Origin of the sequence: Roseicyclus marinus, assembly GCF_030163795.1 — a bacterium.
Taxonomy (GTDB): Bacteria; Pseudomonadota; Alphaproteobacteria; order Rhodobacterales; family Rhodobacteraceae; genus Roseicyclus; species Roseicyclus marinus.
In genome coordinates, this window is the sequence record NZ_JASJOF010000009.1 from 48634 (window position 1) to 66935 (window position 18302).

The 18302-nt window shown below is 65.6% G+C and carries 22 protein-coding genes; 13 read left to right on the top strand and 9 right to left on the bottom strand.

The genetic code is table 11. From position 1 onward, the window contains the following. Nucleotides 1-39: 39 nt before the first annotated feature. The 3 genes from QQK63_RS13955 to dusB all read right to left on the bottom strand — a co-directional run bounded on the left by QQK63_RS13955 (nt 40) and on the right by dusB (nt 3553). Nucleotides 40-1425: a response regulator gene (locus tag QQK63_RS13955; RefSeq protein ID WP_277828253.1), complete on the bottom strand. Its 1386-nt coding sequence runs from the start codon at nt 1423-1425 to the stop codon at nt 40-42. Nucleotides 1426-1499: 74 nt separating this feature from the next. Further along, nucleotides 1500-2570 (bottom strand): two-component system sensor histidine kinase NtrB, encoded by a 1071-nt coding sequence (locus QQK63_RS13960; RefSeq protein ID WP_277828255.1) that lies wholly within the window; start codon nt 2568-2570, stop codon nt 1500-1502. Continuing rightward, complete coding sequence (gene dusB / locus QQK63_RS13965; protein ID WP_277828257.1) at nt 2567-3553, bottom strand: tRNA dihydrouridine synthase DusB; 987 nt, start codon at nt 3551-3553, stop codon at nt 2567-2569. Before dusB ends, QQK63_RS13960 begins: the two co-directional genes overlap by 4 nt. Nucleotides 3554-3734: 181 nt before the next feature. Between dusB and QQK63_RS13970 the strand changes: the two genes are divergently transcribed. The 5 genes from QQK63_RS13970 (at nt 3735) to QQK63_RS13990 (ending at nt 7006) form a co-directional block, all read left to right on the top strand. After that, a complete protein-coding gene (locus QQK63_RS13970; protein WP_277828259.1) occupies nt 3735-4898 on the top strand; it encodes a bifunctional 2-C-methyl-D-erythritol 4-phosphate cytidylyltransferase/2-C-methyl-D-erythritol 2,4-cyclodiphosphate synthase in 1164 nt (387 codons plus the stop codon). After that, a complete protein-coding gene (locus QQK63_RS13975; RefSeq protein ID WP_277828261.1) occupies nt 4895-5389 on the top strand; it encodes a phosphatidylglycerophosphatase A family protein in 495 nt (164 codons plus the stop codon). The genes QQK63_RS13970 and QQK63_RS13975 overlap by 4 nt, the downstream gene beginning before the upstream one ends. Further along, complete coding sequence (locus QQK63_RS13980; protein WP_277828263.1) at nt 5386-5865, top strand: CinA family protein; 480 nt, start codon at nt 5386-5388, stop codon at nt 5863-5865. The genes QQK63_RS13975 and QQK63_RS13980 overlap by 4 nt, the downstream gene beginning before the upstream one ends. Nucleotides 5866-5961: 96 nt before the next feature. Beyond that, on the top strand, nt 5962-6408 hold the full coding sequence (locus tag QQK63_RS13985; RefSeq protein WP_277828265.1) for a hypothetical protein: 447 nt from the start codon (nt 5962-5964) through the stop codon (nt 6406-6408). Between the two features lie 58 nt (nt 6409-6466). Next, nucleotides 6467-7006 carry a TetR/AcrR family transcriptional regulator gene (locus QQK63_RS13990; protein WP_277828267.1) on the top strand — a complete coding sequence of 180 codons (540 nt, stop codon included), beginning with the start codon at nt 6467-6469 and terminating at the stop codon, nt 7004-7006. Here QQK63_RS13990 and QQK63_RS13995 read toward each other — a convergent pair. Together QQK63_RS13995 and QQK63_RS14000 are read right to left on the bottom strand one after the other, a co-directional pair. After that, the gene (locus tag QQK63_RS13995; protein ID WP_277828269.1) at nt 6991-7401 is read right to left on the bottom strand and encodes a DUF6314 family protein; all 411 of its coding nucleotides are present in this window, start codon (nt 7399-7401) and stop codon (nt 6991-6993) included. The two genes, QQK63_RS13990 and QQK63_RS13995, sit on opposite strands and share 16 nt — an antisense overlap. Further along, a complete protein-coding gene (locus QQK63_RS14000) occupies nt 7398-7763 on the bottom strand; it encodes a hypothetical protein (protein WP_277828271.1) in 366 nt (121 codons plus the stop codon). The genes QQK63_RS13995 and QQK63_RS14000 overlap by 4 nt, the downstream gene beginning before the upstream one ends. 65 nt (nt 7764-7828) lie before the next feature. Here QQK63_RS14000 and purB point away from each other — a divergent pair, with 65 nt between their 5' ends. The 4 genes from purB (at nt 7829) to QQK63_RS14020 (ending at nt 11354) form a co-directional block, all read left to right on the top strand. Further along, nucleotides 7829-9136: an adenylosuccinate lyase gene (purB, locus tag QQK63_RS14005; protein ID WP_277828273.1), complete on the top strand. Its 1308-nt coding sequence runs from the start codon at nt 7829-7831 to the stop codon at nt 9134-9136. Nucleotides 9137-9283: 147 nt separating this feature from the next. Then, on the top strand, nt 9284-9451 hold the full coding sequence (locus QQK63_RS14010; RefSeq protein ID WP_277828275.1) for a carbohydrate-binding module family 14 protein: 168 nt from the start codon (nt 9284-9286) through the stop codon (nt 9449-9451). Nucleotides 9452-9603: 152 nt separating this feature from the next. Further along, nucleotides 9604-10158 (top strand): tetratricopeptide repeat protein, encoded by a 555-nt coding sequence (locus QQK63_RS14015; RefSeq protein WP_277828277.1) that lies wholly within the window; start codon nt 9604-9606, stop codon nt 10156-10158. Nucleotides 10159-10268: 110 nt separating this feature from the next. After that, nucleotides 10269-11354: a FliG C-terminal domain-containing protein gene (locus QQK63_RS14020; RefSeq protein ID WP_277828279.1), complete on the top strand. Its 1086-nt coding sequence runs from the start codon at nt 10269-10271 to the stop codon at nt 11352-11354. Here the strand turns inward: QQK63_RS14020 and QQK63_RS14025 are convergent. After that, nucleotides 11327-11803 carry a type II toxin-antitoxin system RatA family toxin gene (locus QQK63_RS14025; protein WP_277828281.1) on the bottom strand — a complete coding sequence of 159 codons (477 nt, stop codon included), beginning with the start codon at nt 11801-11803 and terminating at the stop codon, nt 11327-11329. The genes QQK63_RS14020 and QQK63_RS14025 overlap by 28 nt on opposite strands. 89 nt (nt 11804-11892) lie before the next feature. On the opposite strand from QQK63_RS14025, the gene hpt reads away from it, so the two are divergent. From hpt to QQK63_RS14040, 3 genes are all read left to right on the top strand, one after another. Then, nucleotides 11893-12465: a hypoxanthine phosphoribosyltransferase gene (hpt, locus tag QQK63_RS14030; protein WP_277828284.1), complete on the top strand. Its 573-nt coding sequence runs from the start codon at nt 11893-11895 to the stop codon at nt 12463-12465. 132 nt (nt 12466-12597) lie between these two features. Next, nucleotides 12598-13062 (top strand): c-type cytochrome, encoded by a 465-nt coding sequence (locus QQK63_RS14035; protein WP_277828286.1) that lies wholly within the window; start codon nt 12598-12600, stop codon nt 13060-13062. A 54-nt stretch (nt 13063-13116) separates the two neighbouring features. Beyond that, on the top strand, nt 13117-14010 hold the full coding sequence (locus QQK63_RS14040) for a cytochrome c (protein WP_277828288.1): 894 nt from the start codon (nt 13117-13119) through the stop codon (nt 14008-14010). Nucleotides 14011-14014: 4 nt separating this feature from the next. Here the strand turns inward: QQK63_RS14040 and lipA are convergent, their stop codons facing one another. Together lipA and QQK63_RS14050 are read right to left on the bottom strand one after the other, a co-directional pair. Further along, on the bottom strand, nt 14015-14965 hold the full coding sequence (lipA, locus tag QQK63_RS14045; protein WP_277828290.1) for a lipoyl synthase: 951 nt from the start codon (nt 14963-14965) through the stop codon (nt 14015-14017). 135 nt (nt 14966-15100) lie between these two features. Then, complete coding sequence (locus QQK63_RS14050) at nt 15101-16264, bottom strand: DUF6456 domain-containing protein (protein ID WP_277829079.1); 1164 nt, start codon at nt 16262-16264, stop codon at nt 15101-15103. A gap of 242 nt (nt 16265-16506) precedes the next feature. Between QQK63_RS14050 and QQK63_RS14055 the strand changes: the two genes are divergently transcribed. After that, the gene (locus QQK63_RS14055) at nt 16507-16749 is read left to right on the top strand and encodes a DUF6477 family protein (protein WP_277828292.1); all 243 of its coding nucleotides are present in this window, start codon (nt 16507-16509) and stop codon (nt 16747-16749) included. Between the two features lie 4 nt (nt 16750-16753). Here the strand turns inward: QQK63_RS14055 and QQK63_RS14060 are convergent, their stop codons facing one another. Beyond that, the gene (locus QQK63_RS14060) at nt 16754-18301 is read right to left on the bottom strand and encodes a trimethylamine methyltransferase family protein (protein ID WP_277828294.1); all 1548 of its coding nucleotides are present in this window, start codon (nt 18299-18301) and stop codon (nt 16754-16756) included. Between the last annotated feature and the right edge of the window lies 1 nt (nt 18302).

The following is an 18302-nucleotide window of genomic DNA, read 5'->3' on the forward strand; positions in this document are numbered from 1 at the left end:
GTTTCCCTGTCGCCCTTAGGCCACGCGACTGTTGCGAGTTTACATCAACTTGCGGCGGCGTGTCACGCGGATATCCAGATCGGTGATCTTTTTTCTCAAGGTATTGCGGTTGATGCCGAGAAGATCGGCACATTTTGCCTGATTGCCGCCGGTGGCATCCAGCGCGATCTCGATCAAAGGTGTCTCCACTTCGCGCAGGATGCGGTTGTAAAGCCCCGCGGGCGGCAACACGCCACCGTGCAGATCGAAGTATCGCCGCAGGTGTTTGGCCACCGACGCAGACAGCTTGTCGCCCGGCCCGCCCCCCATCAACGGCTCGATCGCGGGCTGGTTGCCCAGCACCATCTCGACCTCGGCCTTGGTGATTTCCTCGGACTGGCCGGTGACGGTCAGCCGCTTGATGGTGTTTTCCAGCTGGCGCACATTGCCCGGCCACGAATAGGCGCGGATCAGGTCCATCGCCTCGGTCGAGAAGCGGCGCAGCGGCAGGCCGTCGCGTTCCCCCCGCGCCAGGAAATGCGCCGACAGAAGCGGGATGTCATCGACCCTTTCGCGCAAGCTGGGCACGTTCAGCGTGACACCGCCCAGACGGTAGAACAGGTCCTGACGGAACTGGCCCGCCTCCATCCGTTCCATCAGGTCGCGCTGCGAACTGGCCATGACACGCGGCGCGCTGTCCCCGAACGCATCGAGCATCCGCACGATCCGCGCCTGCGCCTCTTCGCCCAGATCGCCCACCTCGTCGAACAGGATCGACCCACCCCGCGCCCGCGACACCAAGGCCGATGGGCCATCCATCCCCTCCAGATCGGCGGCAGTGGCCACGACGAAGGGCAGCGTGCGGCGGTCCGAGAAATCATGGATCGCCCGCGCGATCAGGGATTTTCCGGTGCCGCTTTCCCCCGTCACCAGAACCGGCAGGTCCGTATTCATCACGCGCGCCACCAGCCGGTAGAGCGCCTGCATCGCGGGCGTGCGGCCCACAAGCGGCAAATCCTCCTGCTGGGCGGGGATGGCGGTCGGCGCATCGAGCGCGGGCGCGCGCGCGGGCTGGACGCGGCGTTTTTGGTCCAGCGCACGGGCGGCGCGTTTCATCAGGTCGGGAAGGTCGAAGGGTTTGGGCAGATAATCATAGGCGTCCTTCTCGGTCGCCTGGATCGCGGTCATGATCGTGTTTTGCGCCGAGATGATGATCACCGGCAGGCCGGGCCGTTTCTCGGTGATCTGCGGCAAGGTTTCCAAACCGTTGCCGTCAGGCATGATGACATCGGAGATTACCAGATCGCCCTTCCCCTCCTCGACCCAACGCATCAGCGTCATGAGGCTGGAAGTTGCATGTACCTTGCAGCCCGCGCGCGTCAGCGCCTGGGTCAGCACGGTGCGGATCGTGCGGTCGTCGTCGGCGACAAGAACGGTGCCGTCCATGGGTCAGGTCTCTCCGGTTGTCTGGGCGTCTTGGGCAACCCGTTTCATTCCTGCGCGTCCATCGGAGCGAAAGGTCATTCGCGCGCCTCCTTCGGGGCGACGGGCAGCGAGACGCGGAACACCGTGCGCCCCGGCACGCTGTCCACGGCGATCCAGCCGTCGTGATCGGCGACGATCTTGCTGACAAGGGCAAGGCCAAGCCCGGTTCCGTTCTCGCGGCCGGATACGAAGGGCTCGAACAGGTCTTCGGCAATGTCGGGCCGGATGCCCGGGCCATCGTCGATCACCTCGATCTGCAAAGGCACGGCACCCCCGGTGCCATCGCGCCGCCGTACCTTGAGCGAGGTTTCGTAGAAACTGCGCAGGCGGATCGTGCCCCCCGCGCGCCCGGCCTCGGCCGCATTCTTCAAAAGGTTCAGGAACACCTGCTGCAACTGGTCCGGATCGGCCCATGTCGGCGGCAGCGACGGGTCGTAATCATCCTCGATCGTCATGTGGGCGGCAAAGCCGATGGCCGCCGATTTGCGGGCGCGGTCGAGGATGTCGTGGATGTTGACCGCGCGCCGGTCCGGCGGGCGGACATTGCCGAATTCCTCGACCTGTCCCAAAAGCTTGAGAATACGGCGCGTTTCCTCGACGATCAGGTCGGTCAGCTCGCGATCCTCGCCGCTTGCATTCATCGAAATGAGCTGCGCCGCGCCGGTGATACCCGCCAGCGGGTTCTTGATCTCATGCGCCAACATCTCGGCCATGCCGATGGCGGATTTGGCCGCCGATTTCGACGACATCGACCGATCCATCCGCCCTGCGAGTTCGCGGCTTTCGAGCAGCACCAGCACATGGTCGGGCTTGTCGGCCAGCGGCGCGATCTGAACATCGCAAGATACCGGCTTGCGACTGCCCGTGCCGACATCGACGGAATTCACAAAAAGAGGGGCGCTGGCGCTGCGGACACGGGCAAAGGCCTCTTCCAGCGGCGCATCGACAAAGATCTTGTCCCAGACCGGGCTGCCATCCAGCGCCTTTCGCGAGGCGTTGAGAAACAATTCGCCGGCGGGGTTCACGTCGCGGATGCGATCCTCGGCATCGCAGATCAGCGCGGGAATGGGCAGCGAGGCCCAAAGGCTGGTCGTCACCTGCGTCATGCCGCCACCCGTGTCATGGGCCGGTCGAGTGCATCGGCGAGATGCGCGATCACCTGTGCGGGATCCGTGGCCGTCAGCACAAGGCGGCGCAGGTCGGCCGGCGTGGCGGCCACATCCATGTACCAGCCCAGATGCTTGCGCGCGACGCGCAGGCCCAGATCGCGCCCGTAAAAGGACAGCATCGCCTCGTAATGGCCCGCGACCAGCGCGACCAGCGCGGCAGCTTCGGGCACATCGGGTGCGGATGTGCCGTAGAGCGCCGCCGCGATTTCGGCCAAGGCCCAAGGGCGCCCCTGTGCGCCCCGCCCAACCATCACGCCATCCGCGCCCGACAGGCGCAGCGCACGCGCGGCGCTTGCGGCATCGGTGATATCACCATTCGCGATGACGGGGATCGTCACGGCCTCCGTCACCGCGCGGATCGCCGCCCAATCGGCCCTGCCCTTGTAGAATTGGCACCGGGTGCGGCCATGGATCGTGATCATGTGCACGCCCGCCTCCTCGGCCCGGCGCGCAAGATCGGGGGCGTTGAGACAATCGCCATCCCAGCCCAGCCGGGTCTTGAGGGTCACGGGAACCTTGACCGCGCCCACCACAGCCTCGATCAGCCGTAGCGCGTGGTCGAGGTCGCGCATGAGCGCGGAGCCGGAATAGCCATTCGTCACCTTCTTGGCGGGGCATCCCATGTTGATGTCGATGATCCGCGCGCCTTGGGCTTCGGCGATGCGGGCGGCCTCGGCCATCCAATGCGCCTCGCGGCCCGCGATTTGCACCGCAGTACGGCCAGCATCATAGCCCAACTCGGCGCGGGCACGGACCGACGGCTTGGCTTCCACCATCTCTTGGCTCGCGACCATCTCGGAAACGACGAGGCCCGCGCCAAAGGAGGCGACGAGATCGCGAAACGGCCGGTCGGTGATGCCCGCCATCGGCGCCAGCAGGACCGGGGGCGAGAGCGGCATATCTGCCAGTGAAACAGTCAAGTGCCTATTCCTTGTGCGCACGCCCTGACGGCATAGGTCGGGGCGCAGGGGAGTTCAAAAGAAACAATCATGACAGCCAAGACCGCAAGGGAAGCCGCCCAGAAATCGGGCGGTATGCACTTTTTTTGTGCAATTATCGTGCCCCGTTGTGCGGTCCGCGTCCAGCGCCTATCACCGCCACATGACCCAAGAACCGCATACTGACCATCCACGGATCGCCGCGCTGATCGTCGCAGCGGGCCGGGGCTTGCGTGCAGGCGGCGGGCTGGCCAAGCAATGGCGCGCCCTTGCGGGCAAGACCGTCGCGCAATGGACGGTCGATGCCTTCGACACGCATCCGGCCGTCGGGCAGATCGTTCTGGTCGTGGCCGATGACGCCCCGCCCGATGCCCTGCCCATGGCGCAGACGACGCCCCTGCGCAGCGTGACCGGTGGCGCGACACGGGCGGCCTCGGTCGCGGCTGGGCTGCAGGCGCTGGACGGTCTGGCCGATCTGGTTCTGATCCATGACGTGGCCCGTCCCGGCGTCCCCGCCGCTGTGATCGACGCGGTCATCGCGGCCCTTGACGATCATCCGGGTGCGGCGCCCGCGCTGGCGGTGACGGATGCGCTCTGGCGCGGGGACGGCCTGGTCGAGGGGACACTGGCCCGCGACGGGCTGTGGCGGGCACAGACGCCGCAGGGCTTTCACCTCTCCGCGATCCTTGCCGCCCATGAAACCTTTGCTGGCGATCCGACCGATGACGTGCAGGTCGCGCGCGCCGCGGGGATGGAGGTTGCCATCGTCCCCGGACACGAGGACAACCTCAAGATCACCACACCGGGCGATTTCGCCCGCGCCGCCCAAATTCTGGAGAAGACGCAAATGGATATCCGCACCGGCAACGGCTTCGACGTGCATCGGTTCGGGCCCGGGGATCACGTCATGCTGTGCGGCGTGGCCGTTCCGCATGATCGCGGCCTTCAGGGACATTCGGATGCCGATGTGGGGCTGCACACCCTGACCGACGCGATCTATGGCGCGCTGGCCGAGGGCGATATCGGCACGCATTTCCCGCCCAGCGACCCGCAATGGAAGGGTGCAGAAAGCCATATTTTCCTGACCCATGCGGTCGAACGGGTCGCAGCGCGCGGGTTTGCCATCACCCATGCCGATGTCACGCTGATCTGCGAAAGACCCAAGATCGGGCCACAGGCCGCCACGATGCGGGCGCGTCTGGCCGAATTGCTGCGGATCGAGGTGGGGCGCATCTCGGTCAAGGCAACGACGACGGAGCGTCTGGGCTTTACCGGGCGCGAGGAAGGGATCGCGGCTTTGGCCACCGTGACGCTGGTGAAGACATGATCCGGGCGATCTGCACCTTGGGGCCTGTCGGCCACCTGCGCCCCGCGCCCGGCACTTGGGGCAGCGCGGCGGCGGTCCTGCTGGCCTGGGGCCTGCATGTCACGGGCGGGTTCTGGCTTTTGCTGGTGGCCACTTTGGGCGTGACCGCTCTGGGTTGGTGGGCCGTCGGCGTGGCGACGCGGGGCAGCGCGGACAAGGATCCGTCCGAAATCGTCATCGACGAGGTGGCGGGCCAGTGGATCGCGCTTTGGCCCGTCTCGCTTGGCGCGCAAATGGCAGGGGCGGAGTTCTGGGCGCTTTGGCCCGGCGTTCTGACGGCCTTTCTGGCCTTCCGCGCCTTCGACATCCTCAAACCGGGCCCCGTCGGCTGGGCCGACCGGCAGGAGGGGGCGATGGGGGTCATGGCCGATGACGTGATCGCAGGCTGGATGGCGGCGCTGGTCGTCGCGGTTCTGGCCTTTCTGGCGCATCTGCCGCGGGTCTTGGCATGACGGCCGCCGATGTGTTGGAGGCCCTGCGGCGGCGAGGCTGGATGCTTGCCACCGCCGAAAGCTGCACGGGCGGCATGATCGCTGCCGCGCTGACCGATGTGGCCGGATCCTCGGACGTGTTCGAACGGGGTTTTGTCACCTATTCCAACGCCTCCAAGATCGAGCTTTTGGGTGTGCTTGCCGAAACGCTGGCGTCCCATGGCGCAGTCTCAGAGGCCGTGGCAGCCGAGATGGCGCAAGGCGCACTGAACCGATCAAAGGCCCAGATCGCGGTTTCGGTCACCGGCATCGCGGGCCCCGGCGGATCCGAACACAAGCCCGAGGGGCGAGTGTGTTTCGGCCTCGCCTCCGGGCACAAGGTTCTGACCGAGACGCGCGATTTCGGAGCGATCGGCCGCGCCGAGGTGCGGGCGTCTTCCACGCGCCACGCGTTGACCATGGTCTTGAGCGCGAGTTTCGAGGCAGCAGGACGCTAAGGACCTCCACCTTTGACAGGCTGCGATGGGCGGCATACCTTGCCCGCCAGTTCGAGACATGGCCAGAAACACCGGCCGAAAACCGACAGGATGCGGATGAGCGAGTTACCCGAGTATTATTTCCGTATCCGGGAAAACGGCGCGGCGGTGTTCCGCGTGTCGACCGAGAACCGCCAAAGGCGTCTCGAGATGGAAGAGATCGCCGTCGTCAACATCCGCAACGGCAACATCCGCCCGCATGGCGATACCGTTCTGACGGCCGAGCAAATGCAGCTCATCGAGGATTGGATGGAGGAACGCCGCGCCGTTCTGGCCGAGCGTGACATCGACGATATCCACCGCGCCATCGACTACCTGAACCTGACGACCCACTGGGTCCAGAGCCGCGCGTCGGATGCCGAACTGGACGATGTGACCGACCGGCTTTTGCTGGCGATGCATGACCTGCGCTCCGTTCTGGTGCGCAAAAAGGCCGACCGGATTCTCGCGGTCCCGCCCGGCCCTGCCCCCGAGGCGCCCGTGCAGCACGACAGCGGGGCCTGACCCCGCGCAATCGAGCCAATCATCCCGACGAAACCCCGACAGGGCGGGACAAGGAACCATGACAAGTCTGAACAGATCCGACCTGATTGTGGCCATGGCGGCCCATGTGCGTGGCACTGGCCTTGCCGGGGCAAGCCTGAGGCCGTTGGCGCGGGCGGCGGGCACATCGGACCGGATGCTGATCTATCATTTCGGCAGCAAGGCGGCGCTGATGGCCGAATTGCTGGACCACCTCGCCGCCGAGATGCTGTCGGCCATGAGCGCGGCGCTGCCAAACACGCGCGCCGCGACCGAGGCCGCCTGCGCCGCCGAGGTGGTGGCGCTCTTGAGCACGCCGACCTTCCGGCCCTATCTGCGGGTCTGGCTCGACATCCTGTCGGAGGCGGGTCGGGGCGAGGCCGATCCTGCGGCGGCGGCGCGACGCATTCTCGGCGGGCAGGTCGACTGGATTGCCGCGCGCCTGCCCGAAGGAACGCCCAAGCCGCGCCAACGTGCGGCCGAAATGCTGACGCTGATCCAAGGCGCGCTGGTGCTGGAAATCGGCGGCATGGGCCTTGCGGCCCAGAATGCCATCGCCCGGGCCTATGCCAAGGGCTGAAACCGGCTGAAGATGCGGGCATTCTTTCGCGGGCCGGTGACACGCCATTCCTGTGTCCAATCAGGCCAGCTGCCGAATTCATACGTGACATCATATGTGTCGGGGTCGCACAGGTGACGGTCGGTCAAGCCTTGGGCCGAGAGTCTGTGGAATGGCCGGCCATCTTCGAAAAACACCACAAGATCCGCACCGTCTTGCCGCCAGAGATAGACCCGGGTGGCCTGCATCGCAGGGGCACTGCCAAAGCTCAGAACGCCTGCCTCTTCCTGCCGCAGGCCGTCATCGTCGGGCCGCCAAAGGCACGTGCCCTCGAGCGTGCCGGTCTGGCCGGTGCGAAAATCCTCGATCCGGCGCGTCAGCCGCCAACGCCCCGACAGATCCGACAGGACAATCATCGCGGCACAAGTCGACCTGTGACCGCGTTCCCGAACCCATCGGTGAAGGTGATGCCCCCGCTGCCGTCCAACGCGACGGCATAGCATTCCCAATCCATCATGGGGTTCCAGCGCAGGCAACGCGCGCCATCCTCGACGCGCCATTCGCCAAGGCTGGTCACGCCACTCGGCCCTTCGAGGCTGCGTAGGACAAGACGGCCGCTGGCGACATGGCGTTCCCAAGCCGCGCCGACGTAGATGATGTCATGACCGACAAGGATCGCAGCAAGATCGGGCGCCTCCCCGGACTGGCCGGCCGATGGTCCCGGGGCAAGCCCCGCCATGACCGCAAAAGCCCGCGTCCATTTGGTTGCCCTGCTCATCTTGTCCCTTTGCCTCCCTGCCCCTATGAGAACGCCAACCCCGACCCGAACGCAAGGCCCAGCCCATGATCCCCCGTTATTCCCGCCCCGAGATGGTCGCCCTTTGGGAACCCGCCACCAAGTTCCGCATCTGGTTCGAGATCGAGGCCCATGCCTGCGACGCGATGGCCGATCTGGGCGTGATCCCCAAGGAAAACGCGGCAGCGGTCTGGAAAGCCAGGGATGTGGAATTCGACGTGGCGCGCATCGACGAGATCGAAGCGGTTACGAAACATGACGTGATCGCCTTTCTCACCCATCTGGCCGAGATCGTTGGCGCGGACGAGGCGCGGTTCGTTCATCAGGGCATGACGTCTTCGGACGTGCTCGACACCACCTTCAACATCCAGCTGATGCGCGCCGCTGATCTCCTTCTGGCGGATATGGACGCGCTTCTGGCGGCTCTCAAGCGCCGCGCGATGGAACACAAGATGACGGTGCGGATCGGGCGCAGCCACGGCATCCACGCCGAGCCCGTCACCATGGGCCTGACCTTCGCCCGGTTCTACGCCGAGATGGAGCGTAACCGGAACCGTCTGGAAAAGGCCCGCTGGGAGATCGCCACCGGCGCGATTTCCGGCGCGGTCGGCACATTCGCCAATATCGATCCTCGGGTCGAGGAACATGTCTGCGCGAAACTGGGCCTGCGCCCCGAGCCGATTTCGACGCAGGTCATCCCGCGCGACCGCCACGCGATGTTCTTTGCCACGCTGGGGGTCATCGCAAGCTCGATCGAGAATATCGCCATCGAAATCCGCCACATGCAGCGGACTGAAGTCCTTGAAGCGGAGGAGTTTTTCTCCAAAGGGCAAAAGGGCAGCTCCGCCATGCCCCACAAGCGCAACCCGGTCCTGACCGAGAACCTGACAGGTCTGGCCCGCATGGTGCGCGCGGCCGTGGTGCCCGCGATGGAAAACGTCGCGCTCTGGCACGAGCGCGATATCAGCCATTCCTCGGTCGAGCGGATGATCGGGCCCGATGCCACGATCACGCTCGACTTCGCGCTGGCGCGTCTGACCGGCGTGATCGACAAGCTGGTGATCTATCCCGACAACATGATCGCCAACATGAACAAGTTCCGCGGCCTCGTGCATTCGCAGCGCGTGCTTCTGGCGCTGACGCAGGCGGGCGTGAGCCGCGAGGATGCCTACAGGCTGGTGCAGCGCAACGCGATGAAGGTCTGGGAAGAAGGCCGCGATTTCCGCGAGGAATTGCTGGCCGATGCGGACGTCACCGCCGCCCTCAGCCCCGCGCAGATCGAGGAGAAATTCGATCTGGGCTATCATACCAAGCATGTCGATACGATCTTTGCCCGTGTTTTTGGCGAAAGCTGAGGACGCGCGCAGGCGCATTTGCCCGTGATTTCAGCAAGAAAGGCAATGATACGTGTCGGTTGACGCAAGATCGTTGCCTTTCTGTGGTCCCGTGCTACCCTTTCATCTGCAATAGACGACCAGACCGCAGCTGAACGAGGAGACGCGATGATGCGCATCAAGACCTTTCTGGCCGCTTTCGTCCTGACCGCCCTGCCCGGCTTTGCCTATGCAGAATGTTCGTGGGGCCGGGCGCATGAGGTGACCATGAGCTGTGCGGACGGCACGACATGGGATGCTGCGTCGCAATCTTGCGTCACCACCGCGACCAGCTGAACCAAGCCGCCAGACCAAGACTGTACCACGCCGCGCGCGACCGGACCGGGTCGCGCGCGGTTTTTCGTTTGATGTCATGGAGATGTCACTTGCCCTGCGCCGCGATCATCCCACGTTCTTGCAACATCCAAACGGGGAAAAAGGGCAGCACCATGATCCTGCGCGCATCCGTTTTCTGCCTTGTCCTGTCGCTGGTTCCAAGCGGGCTGCGGGCTGTCGGACCGGAGGAGGAGAGCCCCCCGACGCCCACGCCCACGACGACGATCTGCCCCGAGGGACAGGTCTGGGACGTGGACGAGGCCGCCTGCCTTCCCATCATCGAAAGCGGGTTGATCCGCGACCCGGCGGCGTTGGTCGCAACGGCGCGCGAACTGGCTTATGCGGGGCGGCACGGCGATGCCTTGGCGCTTTTGGCGCGCGCGCCGGACCCCGCGGATACGATGGTGCTGACATATATCGGGTATTCCACCCGCAGCCTCGGCTACATGTCGCGTGGGCTGGCGTTCTACGATCGGGCATTGGCCGCCGATCCCGACAACCTATTGGCGCGCTCCTACCTTGGCATGGCCTACCTGATCCTCGGATCGCCAGACCGCGCGGAGGGGCAGTTGGCGGAAATCCGGGCGCGGGGTGGCGACGGCAGCTGGCCGGAACGGGCGCTGGCAGAGGCCATTGCCGGGGGTACGGCTGAAGGCTTCCACTACTGAGCCAATTCTAAACAAATCCTTGGCTTTTGCCGCCCTTGTGTAAGCAAGGGGTTAACCCCTGCCCCACAAGATCATCATCGGGTGAGCTTTGGAAACGGGATGGGTGGGTCATGGGCCTGCAGCGGGAAATTTGCGATGCCGACACCGGCATCGGGGGAATGCGCGTTGTCGACCAGCCCCAGCGGCTGGGATCGCGACAGAAGGCGGCGGTGATCGTACGGCTGCTGTTGAGCCAGGACGTGGCGCCGGGTCTGGACCGGTTGCCGCCCGCGTTGCAGGCGGACCTTGCCCGCGCGATGGCAAGCCTCGGGCCGATCAGCCGCGCAACGCTGGCCGATGTGGTGGGCGATTTCACCGCGCGGCTGGACAGCCTTGCCCTGACGGCGCCCAATGGGCTGGCTGCGGCGCTGGCGCTGCTCGAGCCGCATATCTCCCCCGTCGCCCGCGACGGGCTGCGCGCGGAGGCCGAGGCGGGCGATCCGACCGACCCATGGACGCGGCTGGCCACAACCGATCCCGACAGGTTGCGCCCCCTGCTTCTGAGCGAAAGCGCCGAGGTTGCGGCAATCTTGTTGTCCAAGCTGGGTGCCGCGAAGGCGGCGGCGCTTTTGGCGGGCCTGCCCGAGGCGCGGGCGCAGGTCATCGCCCATGCCGTGTCGCTGACCGCGACAGTGACGCCCGCCATGGTGGAACGGATCGGCGCGCAGCTGGTGGCCCAGCTTCAGGCGGAGGCGGAACCGGCGTTCCGCGTCAGCCCGGTGGACCGGGTGGGCGCGATCCTGAACGCCGTGAGCGGGGCGTTGCGCGAAAGCCTGCTGGGCGGGCTGGAGGCGCGGGACGCGGGCTTTGCGGGCGAGGTGCGCAAGGCGATCTTCACCTTCCAGCATATTCCCAAGCGGGTAGAGGGAAAGGATGTGCCCCGCATCTTGCGCCGGGTCGATCCCGAACAGGTGACGCGCGCCATCGCAAGCGGGTTCGACGCGGCACCCCTGTCGGTCGAATTCCTGCTGGAAAACATGTCGAAGCGCCTGGCCGAACAAATCCGCGACGAGGCGACCACCATGGCGCGGCCGCGGCACGAGGATGGCGAGGCGGCGATGGCCGAGATCGTCGCGGCCATTCGCGCGCTGGAGGAAGAGGGCGAGATCAGGCTTCTGCCGGCCGAGGATCAGGCCGTGGCCGCGGCCCCGCCCTGACCGTAAAGCGCCGCGGCCCGGGTTTCGAAGGCGCGCACGATGCGCTGCATCGCCTCGTGAAAAAAGAGGCCGGCAGCACTCTGCAAGATCTTGTTGCGGAACTCGAAATCGACGGAAAAATGCACCTCGCAGCCGGTCTTGCCCTCGGGCGCGGGGGTGAAGGACCAGGTCGAGATCATGTGCTTGAAGGGGCCATCGACATATTCGGTGTCGATGCGGCGATCCTGTTCCCACAGGGTGACGCGGCTGAGGAAGCGTTCGCGGAACATCTTGAAGCCGATCACGAGGTCGGCATGCATCACGGCGTGATCCTCTTCGGGCGTGACCGAGCGGACGCGCGCCGCACTGATCCAGGGGATGAACTGCGGATAGCGCGCCACATCGGCCACCAGCGCATACATCTGCTCTGGGCTGTAGGGCAGAGCCCGCGTTTCGGCATGGGTCGGCATCGGTGCTTTCGTCTTTCTTCCGTGACTACCATGTCATAAAACCAGCGCTGCAGATCAAGGGGTTCGGGCCGTATCGGCCGGGGGGCATTATGGCGCAGGCAAGCACGGGCGTGGCCAAGACAGCGGCCTATGAAGTGGTGCAGATGATTTCCGCCAAGGCCATCGCGGCCCGGATCGAGGAGCTGGCGCGTGAGATCGCGGCGGATTTCACTGGCACCGACAAGCTGGTGGTGGTGGGCCTTTTGCGCGGCTCCTTCATCTTCATCGCCGATCTGGTGCGCGAACTGAACCTGCCGGTGGAGGTCGATTTCCTGGAGGCGTCAAGCTACGGCAACGCGATGGAAAGCTCGCGCGAGGTGCGCATCCTGAAGGATCTGCGCGGCGAGATCGCGGGACGTGACGTGCTGGTGGTGGAGGATATCGTCGACACAGGCCACACGCTGCACCATGTGGTGAACCTGCTGCGGTCCAAAGGACCCGCGCGGCTCAAGACCATCGCGCTTTTGGACAAGCCGTCGCGGCGCGAGGTGGCGATCAAGGCCGATTGGATCGGGTTCGAAATCCCCGATGAATTCGTGGTCGGCTACGGGATCGATTACGCGCAGCGCAACCGCAACCTGCCCTACATCGGCAAGGTACGCATGGCGGCAGACGCGCCGTAAGGCGCGCGATCCGGAGATTCGCGCACCCTGACCCTGCGCCAAGTCACAATAGCGTTTGTTGACCCGTGATCCGGACAGGGTAGCGTGTGGTTCGAACGATTGTGACCCTTGCCATCCGAAGGAAGCCATCCGATGACCGCCCGTTCCACCCTCTTGAAGATTGCCCTTGTTGCGACAACCATCGCGGCCCTCCCCGCTCTGGCACAAGATGTTCCGGCTGCCGTTCAGGCACGTCAGGGCCAGTTCCAGATCATGGCGTTGAATATCGGCGTGGTCGGCAACATGGCGCGCGGCAACGTGGACTATGACGCCGAGGCCGCACAGGCCGCCGCAGACAACCTTGTCGCCATCTCGATGCTGGACCAGCAATTCCACTGGCCCGAGGGCACCGACAACATGGCGATCGACGGCACGCGCGCAATGCCCGCCATCTGGGAAAACCTGCCTGACGTGATCGCGAAATGGGACGCGTTCGGAGCGGCGGCCCAAGGCTTGGCCGAGGTTGCCGGCACGGGGCTGGAGCCGATGCGGGCCGCTGTCGGGGCTGTCGGTGGCACCTGCGGTGCCTGCCACGACGCTTATCGCCAGCCGATGTGACGATTGGCAGGGACCGGCCGCCCACGCTGCGGCCGGTCGTTTCCGTTCCGACCCATGCGTTCCAGCCTGATCTATCTTTTGGTGTTTTGCCTCGCGGGTTTTGCCGGCGCGGTCCTTTTGACGCGACCGGGCGTGGTGAGCGACAGCGCCCTTGAGGGGCTGGTCGGCGACCCTGTGGCAGGGGAACAGGTGTTCTGGGCGGCGGGATGCGCGTCGTGCCATGCCGCCGAAGGAGCCACGGGCGAGGATCGGCTGGTTTTGGCGGGGGGGCAGCGGTTCGCCTCGGATTTCGGGGTCTTTGTCGCGCCCAACATTTCGACCCATCCCGAGGCGGGGATCGGGAATTGGGATTTCGCGGATTTCGTCACCGCGCTGCAGGAAGGGACCAGCCCCGACGGGCGGCATTATTACCCCGCCTTTCCCTATACCGCCTACCGATTGGCCGAGCGGCAGGATCTCGCGGATCTGTGGGCTTTCTGGCAGGGCCTGCCGGCCTCCGACGCGCCAAGTGCGGCGCATGAGGTGGGCTTTCCGTTCTCGATCCGGCGCGCGGTGGGCTTCTGGAACTTTTTGTACATGGACGACGCCTTCGCCGTGACCGGCGAATTGGACGCGGCAGAGGCGCGGGGGCGCTACCTTGTGGAGGCGCTGGCCCATTGCGCCGAGTGCCACACGCCGCGCGATGCGCTGGGCGGGCTGGACCGGTCGGCATGGATGGCGGGAGCGCCGAACCCGTCGGGTTCTGGCACGATCCCCGCGCTGACACCCGACCGGTTGACCTGGTCCGAGGGCGAGATCGCCGCCTATCTGAACGACGGCTTCACCCCCGATTTCGACAGTGCGGGCGGGCACATGGTGTCGGTGATCCGCAACATGGCCATGCTGCCCGAGGCGGATCGCATGGCCATTGCCGCCTATCTCAAGGCATTGCCGCCCGCGGGCGAATGACGCCTCAGGCCATCCCGAGCTTTTTCAGGCGCGCATCCCGCAGCCGGGCGAAATCATCGCCCGCGTGGTAGGAGGAGCGGGTGAGCGGCGTGGCCGAAACCATCAAGAAGCCCTTGCCGTAGGCGGATTTTTCATAGGCGGCGAATTCGTCGGGATGGACGAAGCGGTCGACGGCATGGTGTTTCGGGGTCGGCTGCAAGTACTGGCCGATGGTCAGGAAGTCGACATCCGCCGCGCGCATGTCATCCATCACCTGAAGGACGGATTGGCGATCTTCGCCCAAGCCCACCATGATGCCCGATTTCGTGAACATGGTTGGGTCCATCTCCTTGACCCGCTGCAAGAGGCGGAGGGAATGGAAATACCGCGCGCCGGGCCGGACCGAGGGGTAGAGCCCCGGGACGGTTTCGAGATTGTGGTTGAACACATCCGGCTTGGCCGCAACCACGGTTTCCAGCACGGTGGCATCGCATTTCAGGAAATCGGGTGTGAGGATCTCGATCGTGGTGTCGGGCGAGCGTTTGCGGATGGCGCGGATCGTCATGGCGAAATGTTCGGCCCCGCCATCCTCGAGGTCGTCGCGGTCGACCGATGTGATCACGACATGGTTCAGGCCGAGCTTGGCCACGGCATCGGCGACGCGGCCCGGTTCGAACACGTCGAGTGCCTGCGGCTTGCCGGTGGCGATGTTGCAAAAGGAACAGCCGCGGGTGCAGATGTCGCCCATGATCATCATGGTGGCGTGGCCCTGGCTCCAGCATTCGCCGGCATTGGGACAACCCGCTTCCTCGCAGACGGTCACCAGCTTGTGCTCGCGCATGATGCGGTGGGTTTCCTGATACCCTTTGCCCACGGGCGCCTTGACGCGAATCCAGCTCGGTTTCTTGGGCTGGGCGTTGTCGGGGCGATGCGCCTTTTCGGGGTGGCGCTGTTCGGGGATCTTCAGGTCGCGCATGGGAGAGGTGCCTCTCTGGTCTGTATGCCCCCTATGTAGCGCATCCTTGACGGGTCTGCATGTGCATTTCGGCGCAGGTGCCTTGCGCGCGGTGCAAACCCGCCTTTCGATGCGATTTTCGACAAATATGAGGGATCAGCCCCGCAGCGCGGGGACGAAACCGTGGCGGTCCTCGTAATGCTTGAGCAGGCGTTGCAGGCCGATCTTGAGCACGATCTTGCCCGAGCGCGCCGACCAGCCGAGCCGTTTCTCGGCCGATTCAAGACCTTCGAGGAAACAGCAGACGCGCAGGACCACGTCGGACAGGCCCGGGCCCAGATCGTCGAGCGCATCGGACACGCGTTGTCGGGCGGCGCGCGGACCTTCGGCAAGGCCGCTGTCGTTGAGAAAGCCGCCGCGATCGCCGCCGGTCAGGAACCGGTCCCAGTTCTGGCCGACGCGGGGGCCCATCTGGGCGCGCTCGAAATCCTCGCGCAGGCGTTCGCCGGCCTGCACGAGGGCCGGTGTGAGAAAGGCCTTTCCGTCCGCGTCCTTGCGGCGAGCCAGCGCGGTGAGGGGCGATTCCGCGAGGTTCACCCGCATCTTGCGCGACCCGCCGCCGGGCTGGGCGACATCGGCCTGCCCCCAGCGGGCATGCTGGGCCTGAAACGGCGTCGTGGCTTCGGCAAAGCCGAGCGCCTCCTGCCGGCGGCGGCGATCCTCGTCGAGAAGGCGGCGCAGCGCGGATTTGCCCGCGGCCGTGATGGCATAGCGCGCGACGCGACCCGAATTGAGGCAAACGATCCAATCCTTGACCGCGAAGGCCTGCGCGATCTTGCGATCCATCACAGCGGTGCGGGTCTGTTCGCCATCCGGCCCGGGGCGCAGCACCACCGCCTTGTCGAGATCGGCCGCCACCGCGAGGATCGCATCGGTTTCGCACAGGCGACGCAGGATGCGGCGGGCCTCGCGCGCGATCATGCCTTCATCGCCGAGCGGCGACCGGAACGGAACTGTCATTTTCAGGGGCTCCTTTGCCTGAGGGTCGTCATCTTGAGGTCGCGGCGCAGTCCTTGGCGCGTTCTGTTCGGGCCGGGGCCACCCGGCCCGCCCGAGCAGGGTCAGCGCCTCGTCGAAAAGCGGATCGTCGCGCCGTGCCTCGATCCGGCGGACGCGGCGGCAGACGGTCGACGGCGCCTCGCCCGAGACGCGGGCGATGTCGCGGAGCGACAGGCCGCGCGCCGTATGGGCCAGATATTGCCGCGTCGGGATCGGGATCCATTCGGGCAGGTTGGGGAAGGGTCGGGTGAGATCAGGCATGGGGCTGCCGTGATCGGCCGAGGCCGATGTCATGGCTCCACCTCCCTTGTGGTTGGATACGGGAGGCAGATTTTCGGTGAATTGATTACTGATTGGTTAAATTCTGGGGATAAGCCCGAATTTGTTTCCATTTTGTAAACGGATAGCGGAGCAGCGCGCGGTGGATAACTTTTCCGGCAACACCCCGTGGCGGAGCCTCATCCTGGCAGGACAACACATCCGTTCCGAAAGGTTCCTGCCAGATGAAAGACGTGATCGCGACCCTCGCCCAGATGCGGCGGCCCGGATTGCTGGTGCAGGCGGCGCGCATGGCCGCGCTGACCGGCGACGCCGAAAGACGCGCCCGTCGTCGCCCCCTGCCCGTTCTTCTGGCGGAAGAAGACCGGCTGAATGCCGCGCGTCTGGGCGGCGGCTTGGGCTATTCGCCCAGCCGCCATGTCGAGGTGATGAGCGCCATCTTGTGTGCCGCGCGGTCGGTGACCTGAGCCCTCAGATGAAGGCGTCAGGCAGCGCGGCCTTTTTCTCGGTCATGTAGGCCTTGAGCGCCTCGTCCGTGGCGGGGTCGAGATAGGGCTGGCGGTAATCGGCCAGCATCTTGTCGACCTTGACGGAGGCCAGCGCCTCGGTGTCGCGGGCGCCTTCCTCGGACCAGGTCTCGTAGGGTTTGTAATCCAGAAGGTTGGTGCGCCAGAAGGCCGAGGCGTAATTCGCCTGCGTATGCGCGCAGCCCAGGAAATGGCCACCCGGTCCGACCTCGCGCAGCGCGTCCATGGCCTGCGCGTTGGTGTCGACCGGCACGCCCTCGGCCAGCTTGTGCAAGATACCGAGCTGGTCGGCATCCATCACGAATTTCTCGGGGCTGGCGACCAGACCACCTTCGAGCCAGCCGCAGGCATGAAGCATGAAGTTCACGCCGGACAGCAGCCCCGCATTCAGCGAATTGGCGGATTCATAGGCGGCCTGCGCATCGGGCAGTTTCGAACCGTTGAAGGCCCCGGCGGACCGATAGGGCAGGTTCAGGCGGCGGGCGAGTTGGCCCGCCCCATAGGTGATCTGCGACGCCTCCGGCGTGCCGAAGGTGGGCGCGCCGGAGTTCATGTCGATGGACGTGACGAAGGCCCCGAAGATCATCGGCGCGCCGGGGCGGACCAATTGGCTATAGGCGATGCCGGCCAGAACCTCGGCCAGAACTTGCGTCAGCGTGCCCGCGACCGAGACCGGCGCCATGGCGCCGCCCACGATGAAGGGCGACACGATGCAGGCCTGCCCCGCGGCCGCGTAATGTTCCAAGGCGCCCATCATCACGCTGTCAAAGGTCAAGGGCGAGTTGATGTTGATGAGCGAGGTCATCACGCACTGCGTATCGACCACGTCAGAGCCGAAGAGGATACGCGCCATTTCGATCGAGTCGGCGGCACGCGAGGGTTCGGTGACCGATCCCATGAAGGGTTTGTCAGACAGGCTCATGTGCGCATAGAGCATGTCGAGATGGCGCTTGTTGACCGGCACGTCCGTCGGCTCGCAGACCGTGCCGCCCGAATGGTGCAGCCATTTCGACATGTAGGAGAGTTTCACGAACATCTCGAAATCGGCCATCGTCGCATAGCGCCGACCACCCAGCCGGTCGCGCACGAAGGGCGGGCCATAGACCGGGGCGAGAACCAGCGAATTGCCCCCGATCTCGACGTTTCGGGCGGGGTTCCGGGCGATCTGGGTAAAGCGGGAGGGCGCGGTCGAACACAGCTTGCGCGCAAGGCCCTTGGGGATATGGACCCGCTCGCCCCGCACATCGGCCCCCGCCTCGCGCCAGCGTTGCAGGGCGGCAGGATTCTCGACGAAATTGACACCGATTTCCTCGAGCACGATTTCGGCATTGGCTTCGATGATCTCGATCGCCTCGGGCGTGAGAATGTCGAAATTCGGGATGTTGCGTTCGATGAAGCGCGCGGTCTCGAAGCTGACGGCCGAGCGTTCCGCCCGCCGCGCGGCCCCGCCGCCGCCGCGTCCGCGCCGTGCCGTCTGTTCCGCTGCCGCCATG